Origin of the sequence: Enterobacter cloacae complex sp. 397G4 (assembly GCF_050031515.1) — a bacterium.
GTDB classification, from domain to species: domain Bacteria; phylum Pseudomonadota; class Gammaproteobacteria; order Enterobacterales; family Enterobacteriaceae; genus Enterobacter; species Enterobacter hormaechei_C.
The window spans coordinates 500368-522009 of sequence record NZ_JBLGWE010000001.1 but is presented as its reverse complement, the minus strand read 5'-3'; the positions used below and the strand labels follow the sequence as shown (position 1 = coordinate 522009).

Genomic DNA, 21642 nt, shown 5'->3' with positions numbered 1-21642 from the left:
TCGTTTTTCAGAACTGGTCTCTGTCTAACCAGTTACCGCTTTCAATCAACGTTAACCCGTCGACCGAACGTTGGTACACGTACATCCATGCACTGCCGTAAGGCGTCTGGATCAACTGGCGAGCGTATTCACCGCCCCTGGTGCGCAAGGCATCAAGTTCGGCCAGCGTGGCATTATCAATACGATAAACCTCACCCTGTACCGTTCCGTTCCCCGGAACCGCGCCTGGATAGTGGCCCAGACTGTACAACTGGTAGTTTTCGATTGTGTAATTTCCCAGCAACTGGGCGTTGGTCATCCAGTGGCTGTTGCCTTGCCTGGTTCGTAAACTGCCGTAAACAAATATTCGCATTGCTAAAACTCAAACTGATAGAGCAGATCAAGTGCCTGGTCTACGCCGGACACTGCTTCCAGATATAGCTTAGGCATCAGGCGATAACGTAACGTGAGTGTAGCCAGTGAGTCAAAGATCCCCACGCCATATTTTACCTGTAGACCCGGCAGTACATAGCCGCTGACCACTACCTGCGAAGAGTCACCCACGCCCTGAGTGTCCAGCGCCAGATTGCTTACGCCAAACGTCTCGCCGATTTTACCCACAACCTGACCACTTTGTGCAACCCCCAGACCGACTAACATTGATGTCATTGCCGCACCATCGCCCTGTTGGCTATCCAGACCCTGGCCGCGCAAGAGGTAAGAGAGCGCTTCCTGTTGCGACATGGCCGGGTCAGAGAAGATCTCTGCCTTAGGTTCATCGGCGGAGCCCGTCACGCGCACGCCTGCAATCACATCATCTTCGGTGGCTTCCGGGTTACGGATCGCTTCGATATTGAGTACCGGCTGATCCGGTGGACCGGAGAACAGCAGCTCGCCTTTACGCACAATCAAATCCTGCCCGTAGGCATGGAAGCGCCCTTCAGGAATATTGATTTGTCCATTGAGGCCAAGTCCCTGTTGATCCTGCGCCACTTTCAGGTCACCCGTGAGTCTCGCCTTCAGCCCAAACGCGTCCAAACGCACGTTATTCCCCACGTGCACGATAAGATTACTATTGATCGGTATGCCAGCGCTCTTCTGTTCAACAGGTTTCAGATTTTCATTGAGCATAACTTCGTCACTGGAGACGCCAACCGCGCTTTCCGGCACCTCGTGAACCACGATGCGCGCCCACGGTACGTCAACACGGCCGTCCAGGGTGAAGAGACTCGGCGTTGCCTCAAAGACCACGTCTGGCGACACGTCCAGGCGCACCATCGGCGGTACCGTGATACGCACCCTGCTGCCCTTGGCCGCAATACGGGCGCGCCAGTTGTCGAGCTGGCTCCAGTCTGCGTCACCGCTCAGGTTGATTTGTCCCTGCTGCGTCAGCACTGAGCCACTGAGGGTTGAGCTTTGGCCGTTAAAGTTCATCGCCAGCTGGCTTGGCTGCATATCGAACGGCATAAAGTTACCGTCAATGTCCACACCGTTTAACCGCATCTGGCCAAACAGCTGCGGGCTTTGCGCGTCCCCCGCCAGACGCAGGTTGGCGCTGAGCATCCCCGCCGCCTTTTCTCCACGCGAGAAGATCGGATTCACCATCGCCAGGTTGAAGTTGCGAATATTGACGTTGCCGCCGAGATTGCGCCGCCCTTGCGGATCGGTAATTTGCACCTGTCCGTCAAACTGACCGTTGTTGGTCAGGCGGATCAGCCATCCCAGTTCCGCACGATTGTTACGCAGGTCAGCGTTCACATTCAGGGTGTCGAACGCCACCGGCAGCGGCGCGTCATTGACCTCCTGCGTCACCTTCACGTTACGCCCGGAGAGGGTAACGCTGCCCTGCGGCAGTCCCTCTTTGGTGGTGTCCCACGCGACGTCCGCTTTACCGCTGAAGACCCCGCTGGCCTGGGTGGTTTCCGGCATAAACGGTTTCAGCATCGCCAGGTCGAAACGGTTGAGGTTGATCTGCGCGCGTCCTTCCGCGCCTGCATCAATGGTCTGCGGCACGCACAGCTCAGCATTCGGGTTGGTCCAGCAGTGTGGCCCAATGCTGATCTTTTGCTCCGCGTTGCGGTAATCCAGCGCGACAGACCGCGACAGCACCAGCGGGCCGACCGGCGTGCTGAAGCGGGTGTTATCCAGCACGCCTTTCCAGCGCGTCGCCTGGCGGTCAAAACTGCCCGTCAGGTGCAGCTGCCCGGAGACCGGCTCGCCCTGCACGCGTAGCTGGAGATCGTGCTGCTTTTCGTTACCTTTTGCCGCCAGCGTGACCAGACTGATGTTCACGTCCGGCTGAGAGATACGCTCCACGCGCAGATTCAGGTTTCCGCCGATCTGATCGGTGGATTTCACGTCTCCCTCGACACGTACGCGGGCAATAGAAAGTTCCTGCCAGCGCAGGTTATTGGCGGTGATGTCCGCCAGCAGCTGCGGCGCCTCCACCATACCGCGAACCTTCACTAACCCCTTCGCCGTGCCGCCAAGACCCGGCAGGGCGTTATCGAGATTTGGCGCGTCGATGGTGGCATCCAGATTGAGGTCTTTCACGCCCAGCTCGCCTTTGATATCCGCCGTGTTGCGACCCAACGCCACGTGCAGGCCCGGGATCACCCACTGGAGATAGCTGTTGCCCTTAAGCGAGCCCTCTACGTTGACTTTGTTCTGCTTCACGTTGCCGGTGAGCTTGAGTTCCGGCACGTCCATCTGCCAGGTGCCACCGTACAGGCTACCGCGGGTTTTGATCAGGCCATCCAGTTTTGACGGCCAGTCCGGGACCTCTTTAGCGGTGTTGATCCCGGTCAGTTTCAGCTCGCCGCGCCAGCTGATCGCCTGCTGCCAGTCGAGCAGCGCGGTCAGCTCGGTTTTTCCTTCCAGCGCCGCCACGGTCAGCTTGTCGAGGTTAACCTGCAACTCGTTACCCTTCGCATCCAGGGTGATATCGGCGGGCGGTACCCCCTGCCCCTTCACTGCTGTGCGGAACGACAGCGTGTAGTCGGTCATTTTGCCACTCAGCTTCAGCTTCAGATCGTCAGCCTGGAACTGTTTTTCGCCGGTGAACGGCCAGTAAAGCTGCTTGCTGACAACCTCAAGGTTGAGCGGTAAACCGGCCTCTGCCAGCTGGGTTTGCCCGCGCAGCACCATATCCACCGGTCCGGAGAGGTTCACGCCGAACTCCAGCTTCTCGCGCAGCGCGCCGCCGACTTTCACCTTCACCTTTTCGCCTTTCAGCGGATCGATGTTCAGGGCGCTGTTCAGCGTAATATCTACCGGCCAGTTGTCGCGCAGCAGCGCATTGCCTGAGGCGTTGACCGACCCCTGGTTAGTATCAATATCCAGCGCGTCGAGCTTCATGTTGCCGTCGATACTGCTGACTTTAAGCAGCATGTTGAAGACCGTCAGATCGGTATCGCCGGTCAGACGCAACTGCTCGCCCTTAAACTCTTCGATATTGAGGTTCAGCGGCAGATGCACATCGGTCATCTCCGGCAGAACCGATTTCGAGAAGAGATCTTTCAGCGTTTCGCCCAGCGGTTTTTCTTCCGGCTGCGGGTTCTGGATCTTCGGCTCGACGATCTCTTCCTGCGCCACGTCGGCCACCTTCGGTAGCGCAATCAGCAGCCCTTGCAGGGAGGTTGGGGTCAGGGTGAGGTTTTTCTCCTGCCAGCGCAGACCGGAGGTGAAATCCATCACGGATACCGTCGTGTCGTCGATTTTGATATTCACGTTATCCAGTGCGACCCGGTAAAGCGCAATCGGGTACGGCGTGGAGAGGTTCAGCGGGCCGCTGTCCTCTTCTTCGACAGGCTCGGACTTCGGCATTTTTTTGGAATCTATCGCCACGCTAACGTCTTTTAGCGACAGACCGTTTACGCACAGCTGGCTGTCCCGCAGGCAGCCGAGCTTGACCGCCAGATGAAACTCGCCCGCGTTCACCGCCACGCCGGGCTGTTCATAACGGATATTTTTCAGGCGCAGATCGCGCCAGCCGCCCGTTACCTGGCCGATTTCCAGCCCCGGCACCCAGCGGTTCGCGGCGTTAAACAGCAAATGCAGGCCCGTGGTGGTGCCCACCAGAAACGCCACCGTACCGAGCAGTAATACGATAAAAATCAGCACCCCGAGGCTTATCTTCTTCCATAAACTCATAATTCAGGCCCCAGACCGATGTAAAACTGTAAACCGTGTTCGTCTTTGTCGCCCACCGGAACGGCGAAATCGAGCTTGATGGGCCCGACCGGTGACTGCCAGCGCACGCCTACGCCCGCGCCGGTTTTGAAATCGCTGCGGCGGATATCGTTCACCGCTTCACCGCCGTCAACGAACATCGCTCCCCACCACTTGCCGCTGACGTTGTACTGGTACTCCAGCGAGCCAGTCGCCAGTTTTGACGCCCCGGTCAACTGGCCTTTGTCGTTTTCAGGTGAGATCGATTTGTACTTATACCCGCGAATGCTGCGGTCGCCCCCGGCGAAGAAGCGCAGATCCGGCGGGACGCGTTCGAAATCACCGGTTTCGATCCAGCCGAGATTACCGCGCATCACAAAGCGGTGTTTGTCGTACAGCGTGCGGATCCAGACGTTTTGCGCCTGAAAGACGGAGAAGTCTACGTCGGAGCCCCAGGCGGTGTTGGAGTAATCGATGGAGTAGCGCTGAGAATCGCCCCAGGTCGGCATCAGGCCACCGCGCGAGCGGGTACGGCTGATCATCACGCCCGGATAAAGCAGCATGGTGGTGTTGGTGACGTTTGCCTGGGTAAAGTGGTCGAGGCTCCAGCGCAGGTTAATGGCGCGCTGCCAGCCGCTGGAGAGATCCCAGAAGCGTGATACCGCAAGCGTCGTCGAGTCCTGCTCGGTATCGTTCAAATCGGTACGCTTAAAGCCGCCCTGCACGAGGTAGTATTGCTCAAGCGGATTTTTCAGCAGCGGCATTTTATAGCTGAAGTCCAGCTGCTGTTCAGGCGCAGACAGGCTGACGCTGGTGGTCAGGCTGTGGCCGTAGGAGTTCATCCACGGTTTTTTCCATGAGGCTTTCACGCGCGGGCCGACGTCCGTGGAGTAGCCGACACCGGTCTCAATGGTGTTCTCGGTGCGCGGAGAGACCACGCCATGCAGCGGTAACACTTTCGTTTTACGGGATTTATCAAATTCCGGCGCTACCACCACGGAGTTAAACCAGCCCGTCGCGGACAAACGACGGTTCAGCTCGCCCAGGTCGCTGGACTGGTAGTAGTCGCCCTTTTTAAACGGCACCAGATTTTGCAGATACTCGTCACGGATTTGCGATCCTTCGAAGGTCACATCGCCAAACCGGTAGCGCTCGCCGCTGTCGTAATCGATATCCCAGAATGCCTGACGTCGCTCAAGCGCAACGCCCAGCTGGCTTTTGTTGAACCGGCTGTCGAAGTAGCCTTTGCGCAGCGAAACGCTGGTTAAGGATTTTTTAAAACGATCGTAATCCCCGTGATTGAGCACGGTGCCCACTTTCGGACGGGTGCTGAGCAGATCCAGGTAGTCCCGATCGGTGCGCGCACCGCCGCGCAACACCACGTTCGTGCCGCCAATCAGGACGGGTTCGCCCGGCGAGACGCGGGCAATCAACACCTGGCGTCCTTTCGCCGGCGGCGGGCGTAAATCGAAATCGATGGTGGGTTCGTAGTACCCCAACGCCTTTAAGCCTTCGCGGATGGCGTCATCCACGCGCGCGCGAAAACGCCGATCCGGCGTGACCTCATCGCTCTGGATGGTAGAAAGCTGCGCACGCACGTTTTTTTCCAGCGCCCCGGATAACCCCTCAACCTGCAAACGGACATTCGCCGCGCTGGCAATCCCGCTGGTCAGCATTAAACTGACTAAACATAACTGGCGGATCTTTGTCACGTTTTCTCCTGAATATCCCTGTTTCCACCCTGGAAGCAAATGCAGTGCCGCTCCGCGGCAAAATACGGCCTGAAAGCCAAAAACCCAAATTACGGGTTGAAAAAGGGTGTAACACCCAAATATTTCTTATGATTAAATCTAGACTCATTCATCGCATTTATTGTGTTCAATTAAACGCTTCGTGACAACCTTAACCGAAACAACGCTACCCGGGAGGCCCCACCGTGAGTTTATTCGATAAAAAGCATCTGGTATCACAAGCCGATGCGTTACCGGGACGCAACACCCCTATGCCAGTGGCAACATTACACGCCGTAAACAACCATTCAATGACAAACGTTCCTGATGGAATGGAGATCGCCCTGTTTGCCATGGGCTGCTTCTGGGGCGTAGAACGCATGTTCTGGCAACTGCCGGGCGTGTACAGCACCGCTGCGGGCTACACCGGAGGATATACGCCTAACCCAACCTACCGCGAAGTCTGTTCCGGTGAGACCGGTCATGCTGAAGCGGTGCGTGTGGTGTATGACCCGAGCGTCATTAGCTATGAACAGCTGCTCCAGGTGTTCTGGGAAAACCATGACCCGGCGCAGGGCATGCGTCAGGGTAACGATCACGGCACCCAATACCGTTCGGCCATCTACCCGCTCACCCCAGAGCAGGAGGCCGCCGCCCACGCCAGCCTGACGCGTTTCCAGGAAGCGATGCAGGCGGCCGGTGATAAACGTCAGGTCACGACGGAAATCGCTACCGCGAAACCGTTCTACTATGCCGAAGACGACCACCAGCAGTACCTGCATAAAAATCCGTACGGCTACTGCGGTATCGGCGGCATTGGCGTTTGCCTGCCTCCCCAGCAGGCCTGATTACTGCATCAGCGCCACGCGAGCCGCGTGGCGCACAGCCTCTCCCTCCCGCCACGTTTTGCCGAAAACGTGACCTCTGGCAGGTTTACACGTCTTTACGCTATACTACCGCTGAAATAATCGGCTCAACGCTACGAGCTGAGTTCAATGTGTCTTCACACGAATGGTATCAACTCCCCTTCTGAGGATCTGGCGAGAAGCCGGATAAACTATGTTAAACAGTATTTTAGTAATACTTTGTCTTATTGCCGTCAGTGCATTTTTCTCGATATCGGAGATCTCGCTGGCTGCCTCCCGTAAAATCAAACTGAAGCTGCTTGCCGACGAGGGCAACATCAACGCATCACGCATTCTGAAAATGCAGGAAAACCCCGGCATGTTCTTTACCGTGGTGCAGATTGGCCTGAACGCGGTCGCCATCCTTGGCGGTATCGTGGGCGATGCAGCGTTTTCTCCGGCGTTTTATAGCCTCTTTGTTAAGTACATGTCCGTAGAGCTGGCCGAGCAGTTGAGCTTCATCCTCTCCTTCTCCCTGGTCACCGGCTTGTTCATTTTATTCGCGGACCTGACCCCGAAACGCATCGGTATGATTGCGCCAGAAGCTGTGGCTTTGCGTATCATCAACCCGATGCGCTTCTGCCTGTATGTCTTCCGTCCGCTGGTGTGGTTCTTTAACGGCCTGGCGAACGTCATTTTCCGCATCTTCAAGCTGCCGATGGTGCGTAAAGACGACATCACCTCCGACGATATTTATGCGGTGGTGGAAGCCGGGGCGCTGGCAGGCGTGCTGCGTAAGCAGGAGCACGAGCTGATTGAGAACGTTTTCGAACTGGAATCCCGTACCGTGCCGTCCTCCATGACCGGCCGTGAAAACATCATCTGGTTCGATCTGCATGAAGACGAGCAGAGCCTGAAGACCAAAGTGGCTCAGCATCCGCACTCCAAGTTCCTGGTCTGTAACGAAGATATCGACCATATCATCGGCTATGTGGACTCCAAAGACCTGCTGAACCGCGTGCTGGCAAACCAGAGCCTGGCGCTGAACAGCGGCGTGCAGATCCGCAACACCCTGATAGTGCCGGACACCCTGACGCTCTCCGAAGCGCTGGAAAGTTTCAAAACCGCCGGGGAAGACTTCGCGGTGATCATGAACGAATACGCGCTGGTGGTGGGCATTATCACCCTCAACGACGTTATGACGACCCTGATGGGCGACCTGGTCGGCCAGGGGCTGGAAGAGCAGATTGTTCAGCGTGACGAAAATTCATGGCTCATCGATGGCGGTACGCCGATTGAAGACGTCATGCGCGTACTCGACATTGACGAGTTCCCGCAGTCCGGTAACTACGAGACCATCGGCGGCTTTATGATGTTTATGCTGCGTAAAATCCCGAAACGTACCGACTCGGTGAAGTTCTCCGGCTTCAAGTTTGAAGTGGTGGATATTGATAACTACCGCATCGACCAGCTGCTGGTAACGCGTATTGATAGCAAACCGACCGTGCTGGTGCCGAAACTGCCGGATGCCGAAGAGAAGGTGTCAGCGTAATTTATGAAGGGCAGCGGTGAGCTGCCCTTTCTTTTACCCTCCGAGATTCACCCTAACTTTTAAAAAGGTGATGAATTCAAATAGATAAACGTCGAGTAAGATATATTGCTAAATTGATAAATTTTTCCACTGACTGTGATATATAAAGCGTTTTCTTTACTCTCTACTTTTGCTTCAGGATCCGTAGTTATCAGAAATGGAGCATACCCGTTCCTGACATCGCCTAAAAAAGCTTCTTCCGATTTTTTTGACGACGCCAGATAATATTTGTATACATTCGAAGTCGTAGCGCCCGCATTGCTTTCTGTAATATACAGTACAGAAACCTTCCCGATATTTTCTTTACGAATAATGTCTTGCTCGATATAGAGAAACTCATCAACAGCACGCCATATGCCATAGGAAGAGATCAGGATTGCGAGTAATATATATATTTTCTTCCTAGAAACCAGCACGCTGAGCATAGTCTATCCCCGCTCTAATCCATGTTTGATCTGTAGGATCATCGCCATGAGGATCTGGTCCTTGATAGTTCTCAAAATCAGGAGAACTCGTTCCCGCCAGAATTTGAGCGATACCTGCACCTCGTAGCAATATCTCAGGTTTTATACCAGCAGCAATACCCACCGCTCCATAATGAAAGTTGCCGAAATTTTCGTATTGCCTGCCTAATTGATTTTTATAATCCCAGGGGCCATGCCCTCGAACCTGCTTGTAAAACCAAAGATATGTTAACGCTGATGGACCACGGTGAAAACGAGCTATCATCATGTTGCTTACAACTGATACTCCTACGGGGGAGAAGGAAGATATATCATAGGGAAGATGAGGATTCACTGCACTTACCGGATATCTCATTGTTTACCCCTTTCATTCCAGCTATCTGAAAAAAGCAGGTTTCCGTCACAATGTTTCCAAGTGATTTTTTCATAACGTACTTCTACACATTCAAGATGGTTATGCTTCTCCTTTAATACATCTTTAGTATCATGCATTATTGGTGAAACCCCAACAATAGTAACGTTCTCCAAAAGCATATTGTTATATTCAACTTCTTGCCCGGCATCATTAATACGATACCATTTAAACTCTGCGCTTATTAATTTTTGGCCTGTACAAACGGCCTTAAATAGATAGGGAGACGAGGAATCAAACTCTTTCAAAAAAATGATGCTTGAATGTTTCCTTGCTCCTGTAATTTTTCCTGTCAATGGATCAGTAGGAATTGATACGTTATGTGAAAAACCATTAACCTCTATACTCGACTCTCTTCCTTTAACATCTACAGCCCCCTTAATTAACGCACCACCATCATCCTTCAGCCATAAATAAGCAGGAATAGCCATCATTAAACTCCTTTTTCAAAGTGAGATAACCATTGTTCCTGCGTAACGAGAAAAGACCAATATACAGTTAATCCTTTATTGTCCTGTATCAACAGTTACACACTAAAAAGTAAATTTAGATTCACTTAATAAAAGGGTGAAATCTATCCGCATCACAGAATGATTACGTGAAATATCCAGTAAATGAATATATTTGAAACTACGGCTACAAACATCAACGGCTCCCATCGGGAGCCGTCTTTTTAACTACTACTGCATAGCACGTTGGTTAAGCCATCTCAGTTTGCAGACGCATAACCTGACGGTTGACTTCGGACATCACAGACAAGTGCTGTTTGTCCTTCACTTTTGGGATAAGGATTTTGCCCTTATCGAACTCAAAAGCGCCAACATCCTTGATGTACAACCGTCCACGGAACAGGATCTTCACGTACTTCGCCACCTGAAGCGGGTTGTAGCGTTGGAAAATTTTCATTCTTGTATCTCCTGCGAATCATACGCTCTTGCGGTGCCACAATCGGCCCGACTGTCCTGAGCGCAAATTTTGATGCCCAATGACTATAGACCAGAACCTCGTACTTACCCAGTGTGCATAAGTTTATTTACCGTTTGATTACAATTATTCAGAATAATCTTTGCAAAGCGTGATACAGCGCAGTATATGCCGTCGTTTTTGCATGGATATGTGCGTTCGCCCGCAAACTGGCATCGGGATTGCGGGAAAAGCCTATTGATCGCACTTATGATTAAAAGCGCATGACCAAGTGGTCGGATCACCTGCTAACAATAAGGAAACACCATGACCCTACGTAACCTCCTGGCAGCAGCTTGCCTGTTGCTGCCGCTGATGGCTTCCGCACACAACATTGAAAAAGGACAACGTGTCCCGCCGGTCGGGATTGCTGACCGGGGAGAATTGATTCTCGACAATGATAAGTTTAGCTATAAAGCCTGGAATAGCGCGCAGCTTGCGGGCAAAGTGAGAGTTGTACAACATATTGCCGGACGTACATCCGCTAAAGAGAAAAATGCCACCCTCGTGGAAGCGATCAAAGCCGCAAAACTCCCGCACGATCGCTACCAGACCACCACCATCGTGAACACCGACGACGCGATTCCCGGCTCCGGGATGTTTGTGCGCTCAAGCCTTGAGAGCAATAAGAAGCTCTATCCCTGGTCGCAGTTTATTGTCGACAGCAACGGCGTGACGCGTAAGGCGTGGCAGCTGGAAGAAGAGAGTTCAGCGATTGTCGTGCTGGACAAAAACGGTCGCGTACAGTGGGTTAAAGACGGCGCGCTGACGCAGGATGAGGTGCAGCAGGTGGTTGCCCTGCTGCATAAGCTACTGACTCAGTAAAGTGATACCCGGAAGCCCGGATTCAGGAATGACTCGCGCGGGGTGTAGTCCAGTGGCTTACCCTGCCAGTCATGCACATGCGCGCCAGCGGCCGCCGCCACCGCATGCCCTGCCGCCGTATCCCAGACGTTCGTCGGCCCGAAACGGGGGTACAGCTGCGCCTGCCCTTCCGCCACCAGACAGAACTTCAGCGACGAGCCAATCGACGTCGTCTGGTGTTCACCCAGCTGTTGCAGATACTCCTCCAGCTCGCTGTCACTGTGCGAGCGGCTGATCACCACCAGCGGAGGACGGGCATCACGCACCTGGATCTGCTTACGCACGCCGCACTCTTCCTTCCAGGCTTTACCTTCCGCCGCGCTGTACATTACTTTCATCACCGGGGCGTAAACCACGCCAAGCACCGCTTTTCCTTTTTCAATCAGGGCGATGTTGACGGTGAATTCACCGTTACGCTTGATAAACTCTTTCGTGCCGTCCAGCGGGTCGACAAGCCAGTAACGCTGCCAGTGCTGACGTTCATCCCAGCTCTGGGGCGCTTCTTCAGAAAGGACCGGAATATCCGGCGTCAGGGCCTGCAAACCTTTCAGGATCACCGCATGCGCCGCGATATCCGCCGCCGTCACCGGGGAGTCATCCGCTTTGCTGACAACATCCATCGGTTTCGCACCGTCGTACACCTGCATAATGGCATCACCCGCATCCCGTGCGAGCTGACAAATTTTATCTAACATTCTCCACCTCTTCGTTAACGCAGTGGGCATAACTTATTGTTTTAGTTATATCGTAATGTGAACAATTCCGCTATCTGTGAAGCAATTCTGGTTTCAGCGCCCTTTTTTCTGGCAGCATTCACACTTCTGTAAGCAACAAATACTACATACATATTCTTTTGTGGCTTGGATCGAAAAAAAGGACTCCTCAGATGATTAAGTTTAGCGCAACGCTCCTGGCAACGCTGATTGCGGCAAGCGTTCAGGCAGCGACGGTGGATCTCCGTATTCTGGAAACCACCGATCTGCACAGCAATATGATGGACTTCGATTACTACAAAGATACCCCTACGGAAAAATTCGGACTGGTACGCACGGCAAGTTTGATCAACGCCGCCCGCGGTGAAGTGAAAAACAGCGTGCTGGTCGATAACGGGGACTTAATTCAGGGCAGCCCGCTCGGAGACTACATGGCGGCGAAGGGGCTGAAAAAAGGCGAGATCCATCCTGTTTATAAGGCAATGAATACGCTGGACTATGCCGTCGGCAACCTGGGCAACCACGAATTTAACTACGGCCTGAAATACCTGCACGACGCGCTGGCAGGTGCAAAATTCCCGTACGTTAACGCCAATATCATCGACGTTAAGACGAAGAAGCCGCTCTTCACCCCTTATCTGATTAAAGAGACCGAGGTTGTCGACCAGGACGGTAAAAAACAGACGCTGAAAATCGGCTATATCGGTTTTGTGCCGCCGCAGATCATGACGTGGGATAAAGCCAACCTCGACGGGAAAGTGACCGTCAACGACATTACCGAAACCGCGCGCAAATACGTGCCGGAGATGCGGGCGAAAGGGGCGGATGTGGTCGTCGTCGTGGCGCACTCTGGCCTCTCGGCCGACCCGTATCAGGTGATGGCTGAGAACTCCGTGTACTATCTCAGCCAGGTGCCGGGCGTGGATGCGATCCTGTTTGGTCACGCCCACGCCGTCTTCCCGGGCAAAGATTTCGCTGATATCAAAGGCGCGGACATCGAAAAAGGGACGCTCAACGGTGTGCCATCGGTGATGCCGGGCATGTGGGGCGACCACCTTGGCGTGGTGGATCTGGTGCTGAATAACGACAGCGGAAGCTGGAAAGTCACGCAGTCGAAAGCGGAAGCGCGTCCGATCTACGACGCAGCGGCCAAAAAATCTCTGGCAGGGGAAGATAAAAAGCTGGTCGACATCCTGAAGCATGACCACGACGCGACGCGTGAATTTGTCAGCAAGCCGATCGGTAAATCGGCTGATAACATGTACAGCTTCCTCGCGCTGGTACAGGATGACCCGACCGTGCAGGTAGTCAACATGGCGCAGAAAGCCTATGCGGAGCACTATATTCAGGGCGATCCGGATCTGGCAAATCTGCCGGTACTGTCTGCCGCGGCGCCATTCAAAGTGGGCGGGCGGAAGAACGATCCGGCCAGCTACGTTGAGGTGGAGAAAGGCCAGCTGACCTTCCGTAATGCCGCCGATCTCTACCTCTATCCCAACACCCTCGTGGTGGTGAAAGCCACCGGGAAAGAGGTGAAGGAGTGGCTGGAGTGCTCTGCCGGGCAGTTCAACCAGATCGATCCGCACAGCAGCAAACCGCAGTCGCTGATTAACTGGGACGGTTTCCGCACCTACAACTTCGACGTGATCGACGGCGTGGAATATCAGATTGACGTTACCCAGCCCGCGAAATATGACGGCGAATGTCAGGCCATTAATCCGCAGGCAGAACGCATCAAAAACCTGACCTTCAACGGCAAAGCGATTGATCCGAATGCCACTTTCCTGGTGGTGACCAACAACTACCGCGCCTATGGCGGCAAGTTTGCCGGTACGGGTGACAGCCACATCGCCTTTGCCTCGCCGGATGAGAACCGTTCGGTGCTGGCGGCGTGGATCAGCGCGGAGTCGAAAAAGACGGGTGAAATTCATCCGGCGGTGGATAACAACTGGCGACTTGCGCCGATCCACAGCGACACTAAGCTGGATATTCGCTTTGAGACATCTCCGTCCGATAAAGCAGCCGCGTTTATCAAGGATAAGGCGCAGTATCCGATGCAAAAGGTCGCGACGGATGATATTGGGTTCGCGATTTATCAGGTGGATTTGAGCAGGTAGCGATGATTGTGCCGGGTGGCGGCTTCGCCTTACCCGGCCTACCCGCAATCCTCGATCCCGTAGGCCGGGTAAGCGCAAGCGCCACCCGGCATTTCACGCCGCACGCTCGTCCCTATTCGCCAGCACCTGCGGCGTATTGACCTCAATCCAGTCGGCCAGCGCGGCCACCTTCTCGCTTACCTCCTGCCCCAGCGGCGTCAGGCTATACTCCACATGCGGCGGCACGACCGGATACGACACGCGATCGACAAACCCGTCATGCTCCAGCGCCTGTAAAGACTGAGCCAGCATCTTCTCGCTGACGCCGCCCATCTTGCGGCGCAGATCGCTGAAGCGATGCGTCCCCTGACGTAACGCCACCAGGATCAGCACGCCCCAACGGCTGGTTACGTGTTTGAGCACCTCCCGTGACGGGCACTGTTCCGCAAAGAGGTTGCCATCGCGCATTTGCTCGCTGAGCGTTGGTATTGTTGTTTTCATACTTACCTTTTTGTACGTACTTACTAAAAGTTAGTTATGGTGATAGTGTGCCACAACACCAGACAAACACGAAGGAGATTCATCATGATCGCGATTACCGGCGCAACCGGCCAGCTTGGCCAACACGTTATTGAAGAACTGCTGAAAACCGTTCCGGCCAGCCAGATCGTGGCTATTGTGCGTAACCCGGCGAAAGCCGAAGCGTTGCGTCAGCAAGGGGTCGTTGTGCGTCAGGCGGATTACACCGATGAAGCCGCATTTACCACCGCGCTGAACGGCGTGGATAAACTGCTGCTCATCTCCTCCAGCGAAGTGGGCCAGCGTGCCGTACAGCACCAGAACGTGATAAACGCCGCCAAAGCCGCCGGGGTGAAATTCATCGCCTATACCAGCCTGCTGCATGCTGACAAATCTCCGCTGGGTCTGCACGTTGAGCACGTCGAAACCGAAAATGCCCTGGCGGCCTCCGGCGTGCCTTACGCCCTGCTGCGCAACGGCTGGTACACCGAAAACTACCTGGCAAGCGCGCCGCCAGCGCTGGAACACGGCGTATTTATGGGTGCCGCAGGCGAAGGCAAAATTGCCTCTGCGACCCGTGCGGATTACGCGGCGGCGGCAGCGAAAGTGATTTCTGAAGAGGGTCATGCCGGCAAGGTGTATGAACTGGCGGGTGATAATGCCTGGACGCTGAGCGAACTGGCTGCGGAACTGAGCAAGCAGAGCGGTAAGCCGGTAACGTATCAGAACCTCAGCGAAGCCGATTTCGCCGCTGCGCTGAAGGGCGTTGGTCTGCCTGCCGGGCTGGCGGAGATGCTGGCGGACTCCGACACCGGCGCGTCCAAAGGCGGCCTGTTCGACGACAGCCGTACCCTGAGCAAACTGATCGGCCGCCCAACCACATCACTGGCGGAAAGCGTCAAAGCCATCCTGTAGTTGTTAAAAATTGGTTATTTTTTGTGGCATCCCCTCGGGTCATCTCTGATAATGAAGCGATGACCCACAAGGAGGCTCACCGTGCAAGGCGTACCGGAACAGTTCACTGATGAGAGAGACAGCGCGCGCTTTCGCCATCTGGCGCAGCTGCCGGGCCTGGAGCTTTATCACGCCCATATCTCTGACTACGCCTTTGAGCCTCACACTCATGAAGCCTTCGGTATCGGCACCATCGAAACCGGTGCCGAACGCTTCCGCTATCGCGGTACCCAGCATCTTGCCGCGGAAAAATCCGTCGTGACCATGAACCCGGACGAGATCCACACCGGGGAATCCGCCACCGAAGGCGGCTGGCGCTACCGAATGGTCTACATCGAACCCGACCTGCTGGAAGAGGTCACCGGCCTGCGTCACTGGTGGTTTAATGACGTCACGCGCCACGACCCTTTGCGCTCGCAGCAGATTGGCCGGTTAATTTACGGCCTGTGGCACACCAACGATCCGCTGGCGCAGAAGGGGCTGCTACTGGATTTGATTCAGACTTTTCAGCCACTGGCCCATCATGCGCCGGTGGTGCAGGAGGCCGCGCATCGCTTCGAACGCGTTCGCGACTATCTGCACGACAACTATATGCGCTCGCTGACCCTGGACGAGCTGGCTAACGTTGTCTCGCTCAGCCCGTACCATTTTCAGCGCCAGTTCAAAGCCCATTTCCACGTTACGCCCCACCAGATGCTGATGGCCATCCGGCTGTGGCGCGCAAAAGCATTCCTCACCCACGGCATGCCTGCCGCCGAGGTGGCCGCCGCGACCGGGCTGACCGATCAGTCGCATTTAACCCGCGCCTTCACCCGTCGCTACGGCATCACGCCCGTGCGCTACCAGAAACAGGTTATGCCGCGCTAATGCGCAACCTCATACAATACGCGCGCGTTTTGCCCTCCTACACTGATCGCAAAGTGAATCAAGATGGATGGAAAAATGATTAGCGGCGTGTTGTATGCCCTGCTTGCGGGTTTGATGTGGGGGCTGATTTTTGTCGGCCCGCTGATTGTGCCGGAGTACCCGGCAATTTTGCAGTCGACCGGACGTTACCTGGCGCTGGGGCTGATTGCCGTGCCGCTGGCGTGGCTGGGGCGCGCGCGTCTGCGTCAGCTAGGCCGCCAGGACTGGCTCACCGCGCTGGCGCTGACCATGATGGGTAATCTGATCTACTACGTCTGTCTGGCGAGCGCCATTCAGCGCACCGGTGCGCCGGTGTCGACCATGATTATCGGCACGCTGCCGGTGGTCATCCCGGTTTTCGCGAACCTGCTTTACAGCCAGCGTGACGGCAAACTGGCGTGGTCAAAAATGGCGCCGGCGCTGGTCTGCATTGCCGTGGGCCTGGTGTGCGTGAATATTGCCGAGCTTCGCCACGGCCTCGAAAACTTCAGCTTGTGGCGTTACGGTTCAGGGATCTTTCTGGCGTTTATCTCGGTTGTCTGTTGGGCCTGGTATGCCCTGCGCAACGCACGCTGGCTGCGGGAAAACCCGGATAAACATCCGATGATGTGGGCGACGGCGCAGGCGCTGGTCACCCTCCCTGTCTCGTTGCTAGGCTATGTGGGCGCGTGTGTCTGGCTGGGTAGCCAGCAACCGGCATTTACCCTGCCCTTCGGACCGCGCCCGTGGGTATTCGTCGGGTTAATGGTCGCCATTGCCGTGCTCTGTTCGTGGGTGGGCGCGCTGTGCTGGAACATTGCCAGCCAGAAGCTGCCGACGGTGATACTGGGGCCGCTGATTGTCTTTGAGACGCTGGCAGGGCTGCTCTATACCTTCCTGATGCGTCAGAGCGTGCCGCCGCTGCTAACGGCCTGCGGGATCGCGCTGCTGGTCGTTGGGGTGGTGATTGCGGTGAGAGCGAAGCCGGAAAAACCGATGGTCGTTCCGGCGTCGGAGGGGTGAGCTTTTCGCCCAGCGGCGCTTCGCTTGCAGGGCCTACAAACCGTAGGCCGGGTAAGCGTCAGCGCCACCCGGCACAGTATCAGAACGTTTCCCAGTTCGCTTCAGACGCCGCCGCGACGGGCTGCGCTTTAGGTGCATAGGTCTTTACCGGCGCGGCTTTCACCGCCTGGTTGCGGGTGATCTTAAACACCGCCACCGCGTCGTTCAGGCGTGCAGCCTGATCTTCCAGCGCCGCCGCTGCCGCCGCAGACTCTTCCACCAGCGAGGCGTTCTGCTGGGTGACGCGATCCATCTCCGCCACCGCCTGACCCACCTGGTCGATACCGCGGCTCTGTTCGTCGGAGGCCGACGCAATCTCACCCATGATGTCCGTCACGCGCGTAACCGCATTGACGATCTCCGCCATCGTCGCGCCCGCTTCATTTACCAGCTGAGAACCCGCGTTGACGCGTTCGCCGGAATCATCGATCAGCGCTTTGATCTCTTTCGCCGCCTGCGCGCTGCGCTGGGCAAGGGTACGCACCTCGCCCGCGACAACCGCGAAGCCACGTCCCTGCTCGCCCGCGCGCGCCGCTTCTACCGCCGCGTTCAGCGCCAGAATATTGGTCTGGAAAGCAATGCCGTCGATCACGTTAGTAATTTGCGCGATTTTGCTGGAACTGGTGGCGATTTCGTCCATGGTGCGCACAACGCCCTCGACCACGTTACCGCCCTTCTTCGCCGTGGTGGAGGCGTCCAGCGCCAGACGCGACGCCTGACGCGCGTTATCGGCGTTTTGCTTCACGGTGGCGGTTAACTGTTCCATGCTGGCTGCCGTCTCTTCCAGAGAAGCGGCCTGTTGCTCGGTACGAGAGGAGAGATCGTTGCTGCCCGCCGAGATTTCACCCGCGCCGGTGTAGATGGTATCAGCGCCTTCACGCACCACGCCCACCGTGTTGGCCAGCGCAGTCTGCATCTCCTGAACGTTGCGCGCCAGGATCGCCATTTCATTTTTACCCTCAGCCTGAATCGGCTGGGTTAAATCCCCTGCGGCAATGGCGCGGATATGGTTGATCACCTCTTCCAGCGGCAGCAGCAGCACGCGGCGCATCGCAATCCAGCTGGAAATAATCACCGCGATCACCAGCAGCATCACCGCAGAAAGGATCCACAGAATGCGTTTGTAGTCGCTTTCATTGTCCCGGATCCCTTTGGCGGTCAGCGCGGCCTGCGCCTCACGCCACTCGCGATAAACCTTTTGCATCGCGGTCTGCTTCTGTTCGGCATTTTGTTTGAACATATCTTCCAGATTGCCCTGCCCCAGCAGAACGTTCATTTGCGTCAGCGTGGCGGAGTAGACGCGGTACTGCTCTTCCAGGCGATCGGCCAGGTGCTCGTCCATACCCGGCGTTTCCGGCAGCGCGTAGTATTTATCGTAATGGATCTGGGCATCGGCCAGCAGGTTTTTCGCGGTATTGACCAGCTCGTTCAGCTGCCCGCCGTTAATCTGCGACGCCATGCTGCTTTGCAGGCGCAGCATGCCGCGGTTGAGAGTGACGCGCGCCTGGTTCAGGCTGATCCAGGCGTCGGTAAACTCCGCGACGTTCTGGCTGGAAAGCTGAGAAACGGTGAAGTTCTCTTTATCGTTATTGAGTGCGTTAATGAAAATGCCAGCGGAGATCAGCTGCATGATGCCGAGCACAAGCAGCACCGAAATCAAAAGAGTAATGACTTTTATACGTTTAAACATGCGTTGCCTTTTTTATATACAGGTATTGTCTGACCTGTATCTATCGGCACGCGCGGCAGGTTGTTTACTGTTTCTCCACCTTTAAAAACTTTCGAAAGCCCTTTTCTGCATTCAATCAGCAAGTTAAAAGCACGCTTTTTTTGTGATCCCCTTCTCATTTTCACCCTTGCCTCTAAAGGGTTATAGTATCCACCTAAAGATGTATTTAAAATGCATCTTATATTCCTGATGATGAGGTAACTGTTATGGCCTTCCGCGACCAACCCTTAGGCGAGCTGGCGCTCTCCATCCCTCGCGCTTCTGCGCTGTTCCGTAAATACGATATGGATTACTGCTGCGGTGGTAAGCAAACGCTGGCGCGCGCAGCGTCGCGTAAAGAGCTGGATGTGGAGGCTATCGAAGCGGAGCTGGCTCAGCTGGCTGAACAGCCTGTCGACAAAGACTGGCGCACCGCGCCGCTGGCTGAAATCATCGACCATATCATTGTGCGTTACCACGATCGTCACCGCGAGCAGCTGCCGGAGCTGATTTTACAGGCGACCAAAGTTGAACGCGTTCATGCCGATAAACCTTCCGTACCGCGCGGCCTGGCGAAATACCTGACCATGCTGCACGAAGAACTTTCCAGCCACATGATGAAAGAGGAGCAGATCCTCTTCCCGATGATCAAACAGGGCATGGGCAGCCAGGCAATGGGGCCCATTAGCGTGATGGAAAGCGAACATGATGACGCCGGCGAACTGCTGGAAGTGATCAAACACACCACCGACAACGTCACACCGCCGCCAGAAGCGTGCACCACCTGGAAAGCCATGTACAACGGCATTAACGAGATGATCGACGATCTGATGGAACACATCAGTCTTGAGAATAACGTTCTGTTCCCGCGTGCATTATCGGGTAAATAAAAAAGCCCGGTGGCGCTAGCGCTTACCGGGCCTACAACATCCGCGAACGTAGGCCGGGTAAGCGTCAGCGCCACCCGGCAACATGCTTAGCGCATGCCCGCCATACGTTTCTTACCGATAAACAGCCAGCCAAGCCCCAGCGCGATAAACCACAGCGGCGTGACCATCAGCGCCTGTCGGGTATCTTCTTCCAGCGTCAGCAGCACCAGCACGAAGACGAAGAACGCCATGCACACCCAGCACATCAGCTTGCCCAGCGGCATCTTGTAGATCGACTTCTCGTGCAGGTGTGGACGCTGCTTGCGGTACACCAGGTACGAGCAGAGGATGATGGTCCAGACGAACATAAACAGGATCGCCGACACCGTGGTGATCATGGTGAACGCGCCGATTACGCTCGGGTTGACGTAGAGCATCACCACACCGCCCAGCAGACAGATGCAGGAGAAGGTCAGCCCTTTCGCTGGTACCGCGCGTTTAGACAGTTTGGCAAACGCGCTCGGAGCAACGCCCTCCTGCGCCAGGCCGAACAGCATACGGCTGGTGGAGAAGACGCCGCTGTTCGCGGAAGAGGCCGCAGAGGTCAGCACCACGAAGTTAATCAGGCTCGCGGCAGCAGGCAGCCCCACCAGCACGAACAGCTCGACGAACGGGCTCTTGGTTGGCACCACCGAGCTCCATGGCGTCACGGACATAATGACGATCAGCGCGAACACGTAGAACATGATGATACGCAGCGGAATGGAGTTAATCGCGCGCGGCAGGGATTTCTCCGGATCTTTGGTTTCCGCCGCCGTGGTACCGACCAGCTCAATCCCGACAAACGCAAACACCGCAATCTGGAAGCCGGCAAAGAAGCCGCTGATACCTTTCGGGAACCAGCCGCCGTCATTCCACAGATGGGCAAACGAGGCCTGTACGCCGGTTGGCGACTGGAAGTGCGTCAGCACCATCACCAGCCCGACGACAATCAGCGCGATGATGGCGACGATTTTGATCATCGCGAACCAGAACTCCATCTCACCGAACATTTTAACGGTGGCGAGGTTCAGGCTCAGCAGCAGAACAATCACCGCCAGCGAAGCCACCCAGTCCGACAGGCCGGGGAACCAGAATTGGGCGTAGGCCGTAATAGCGACAACATCCGCCATGCCGGTAACCACCCAGCAGAACCAGTAGGTCCAGCCGGTAAAATAGCCCGCCCACGGGCCGAGCAGGTCTGACGCGAAGTCGCTGAAGGATTTGTATTCGAGATTCGAGAGCAGCAATTCACCCATTGCACGCATCACGAAAAAGAGCATAAAACCGATGATCATATAAACGAAGATGATCGACGGGCCGGCAAGACTGATGGTTTTGCCCGAGCCCATAAACAGCCCGGTGCCGATGGCTCCACCAATGGCAATAAGCTGAATGTGACGGTTCGTGAGATTTCGCCGTAGCGACTGTTCAGACGTCGCCTCTTCTGCGGCGGCGACTTTGACCTGATCTACCATGTGATATTTTCCTGTTTATGCCTGTCTGTGTTGTTAAGGCTCTTCTGGCCTTTATATACGCCAAATAAATGACGGACCCTGTGTAAGGACTAATCGATAGTAGGTAAGAATCGGCGGGATGAATACTATGATTTGAATATTATGTTAATAATATGTTGAAAGTGAGTGTCATATCACTCATACAGCGCGAAACAGCTCACAAAAATACACGTAACAGTTTCGTTTGCAATACAAAATGTTGATTTCGTCGTAACTCCGGGTTTTATCGCTATTTTCCTCTCCCCGATCGGAGAGAGGAAAA

Annotated in this window: 19 protein-coding genes; 8 read left to right on the top strand and 11 right to left on the bottom strand. The window is 55.4% G+C overall.

From position 1 onward, the window contains the following. Positions 1-7: 7 nt before the first annotated feature. Genes ACQG1Y_RS02515 through tamA form a run of 3 tightly spaced genes read right to left on the bottom strand, consistent with a single transcriptional unit; the run spans position 8 to position 5861 of the window. Complete coding sequence (locus ACQG1Y_RS02515) at positions 8-352, bottom strand: gamma-glutamylcyclotransferase family protein (RefSeq protein WP_017383925.1); 345 nt, start codon at positions 350-352, stop codon at positions 8-10. 2 nt (positions 353-354) lie between these two features. Beyond that, positions 355-4131 (bottom strand): autotransporter assembly complex protein TamB, encoded by a 3777-nt coding sequence (tamB, locus tag ACQG1Y_RS02510; protein ID WP_368740783.1) that lies wholly within the window; start codon positions 4129-4131, stop codon positions 355-357. Further along, positions 4128-5861 carry an autotransporter assembly complex protein TamA gene (tamA, locus tag ACQG1Y_RS02505; RefSeq protein ID WP_017694656.1) on the bottom strand — a complete coding sequence of 578 codons (1734 nt, stop codon included), beginning with the start codon at positions 5859-5861 and terminating at the stop codon, positions 4128-4130. The genes tamB and tamA overlap by 4 nt, the downstream gene beginning before the upstream one ends. A 224-nt stretch (positions 5862-6085) precedes the next feature. Between tamA and msrA the strand changes: the two genes are divergently transcribed. Together msrA and ACQG1Y_RS02495 are read left to right on the top strand one after the other, a co-directional pair. Next, positions 6086-6727, top strand: a complete 642-nt coding sequence (gene msrA, locus ACQG1Y_RS02500) for a peptide-methionine (S)-S-oxide reductase MsrA (RefSeq protein ID WP_368740782.1) — start codon at positions 6086-6088, stop codon at positions 6725-6727. A 211-nt stretch (positions 6728-6938) separates the two neighbouring features. Continuing rightward, complete coding sequence (locus ACQG1Y_RS02495) at positions 6939-8276, top strand: hemolysin family protein (RefSeq protein WP_006810357.1); 1338 nt, start codon at positions 6939-6941, stop codon at positions 8274-8276. Positions 8277-8335: 59 nt separating this feature from the next. Here the strand turns inward: ACQG1Y_RS02495 and ACQG1Y_RS02490 are convergent, their stop codons facing one another. The 4 genes from ACQG1Y_RS02490 to ACQG1Y_RS02475 form a co-directional block, all read right to left on the bottom strand. Then, a complete protein-coding gene (locus tag ACQG1Y_RS02490; RefSeq protein ID WP_033487884.1) occupies positions 8336-8740 on the bottom strand; it encodes a hypothetical protein in 405 nt (134 codons plus the stop codon). Then, positions 8718-9134 (bottom strand): polymorphic toxin type 44 domain-containing protein, encoded by a 417-nt coding sequence (locus tag ACQG1Y_RS02485; RefSeq protein ID WP_071887066.1) that lies wholly within the window; start codon positions 9132-9134, stop codon positions 8718-8720. The genes ACQG1Y_RS02490 and ACQG1Y_RS02485 overlap by 23 nt, the downstream gene beginning before the upstream one ends. After that, entirely contained in the window at positions 9131-9622 is a 492-nt protein-coding gene (locus tag ACQG1Y_RS02480) for an Hcp family type VI secretion system effector (protein WP_063413572.1), read from the bottom strand. Before ACQG1Y_RS02480 ends, ACQG1Y_RS02485 begins: the two co-directional genes overlap by 4 nt. A gap of 268 nt (positions 9623-9890) precedes the next feature. Beyond that, positions 9891-10097 (bottom strand): DUF1107 domain-containing protein, encoded by a 207-nt coding sequence (locus ACQG1Y_RS02475; RefSeq protein ID WP_003856054.1) that lies wholly within the window; start codon positions 10095-10097, stop codon positions 9891-9893. Between the two features lie 324 nt (positions 10098-10421). On the opposite strand from ACQG1Y_RS02475, the gene ACQG1Y_RS02470 reads away from it, so the two are divergent. Beyond that, positions 10422-10979 (top strand): YtfJ family protein, encoded by a 558-nt coding sequence (locus tag ACQG1Y_RS02470; protein ID WP_017383934.1) that lies wholly within the window; start codon positions 10422-10424, stop codon positions 10977-10979. Here ACQG1Y_RS02470 and cysQ read toward each other — a convergent pair. Beyond that, entirely contained in the window at positions 10973-11713 is a 741-nt protein-coding gene (gene cysQ / locus ACQG1Y_RS02465) for a 3'(2'),5'-bisphosphate nucleotidase CysQ (RefSeq protein ID WP_015572488.1), read from the bottom strand. The two genes, ACQG1Y_RS02470 and cysQ, sit on opposite strands and share 7 nt — an antisense overlap. 191 nt (positions 11714-11904) lie before the next feature. On the opposite strand from cysQ, the gene ACQG1Y_RS02460 reads away from it, so the two are divergent. Beyond that, on the top strand, positions 11905-13848 hold the full coding sequence (locus ACQG1Y_RS02460; protein WP_060460249.1) for a bifunctional 2',3'-cyclic-nucleotide 2'-phosphodiesterase/3'-nucleotidase: 1944 nt from the start codon (positions 11905-11907) through the stop codon (positions 13846-13848). Between the two features lie 93 nt (positions 13849-13941). On the opposite strand, the gene ACQG1Y_RS02455 is transcribed toward ACQG1Y_RS02460, so the two are convergent. After that, a complete protein-coding gene (locus ACQG1Y_RS02455; RefSeq protein ID WP_047732967.1) occupies positions 13942-14328 on the bottom strand; it encodes a winged helix-turn-helix transcriptional regulator in 387 nt (128 codons plus the stop codon). A gap of 84 nt (positions 14329-14412) precedes the next feature. On the opposite strand from ACQG1Y_RS02455, the gene ACQG1Y_RS02450 reads away from it, so the two are divergent. The 3 genes from ACQG1Y_RS02450 to ACQG1Y_RS02440 all read left to right on the top strand — a co-directional run bounded on the left by ACQG1Y_RS02450 (position 14413) and on the right by ACQG1Y_RS02440 (position 17208). Beyond that, positions 14413-15261: an SDR family oxidoreductase gene (locus ACQG1Y_RS02450; RefSeq protein ID WP_017383937.1), complete on the top strand. Its 849-nt coding sequence runs from the start codon at positions 14413-14415 to the stop codon at positions 15259-15261. Positions 15262-15342: 81 nt separating this feature from the next. Next, complete coding sequence (locus tag ACQG1Y_RS02445) at positions 15343-16167, top strand: AraC family transcriptional regulator (protein ID WP_017694662.1); 825 nt, start codon at positions 15343-15345, stop codon at positions 16165-16167. A gap of 75 nt (positions 16168-16242) precedes the next feature. Continuing rightward, positions 16243-17208, top strand: a complete 966-nt coding sequence (locus tag ACQG1Y_RS02440) for a DMT family transporter (RefSeq protein ID WP_017383939.1) — start codon at positions 16243-16245, stop codon at positions 17206-17208. Between the two features lie 79 nt (positions 17209-17287). On the opposite strand, the gene ACQG1Y_RS02435 is transcribed toward ACQG1Y_RS02440, so the two are convergent. Then, positions 17288-18937, bottom strand: coding sequence for a methyl-accepting chemotaxis protein (locus tag ACQG1Y_RS02435; RefSeq protein WP_047637832.1), 1650 nt, complete (start codon positions 18935-18937; stop codon positions 17288-17290). A 245-nt stretch (positions 18938-19182) separates the two neighbouring features. On the opposite strand from ACQG1Y_RS02435, the gene ytfE reads away from it, so the two are divergent. Beyond that, positions 19183-19845: an iron-sulfur cluster repair protein YtfE gene (gene ytfE, locus ACQG1Y_RS02430; protein ID WP_017383941.1), complete on the top strand. Its 663-nt coding sequence runs from the start codon at positions 19183-19185 to the stop codon at positions 19843-19845. An 86-nt stretch (positions 19846-19931) separates the two neighbouring features. Here ytfE and cycA read toward each other — a convergent pair whose 3' ends face one another. Further along, a complete protein-coding gene (gene cycA, locus ACQG1Y_RS02425) occupies positions 19932-21341 on the bottom strand; it encodes a D-serine/D-alanine/glycine transporter (protein WP_015572483.1) in 1410 nt (469 codons plus the stop codon). Positions 21342-21642: the final 301 nt, after the last annotated feature.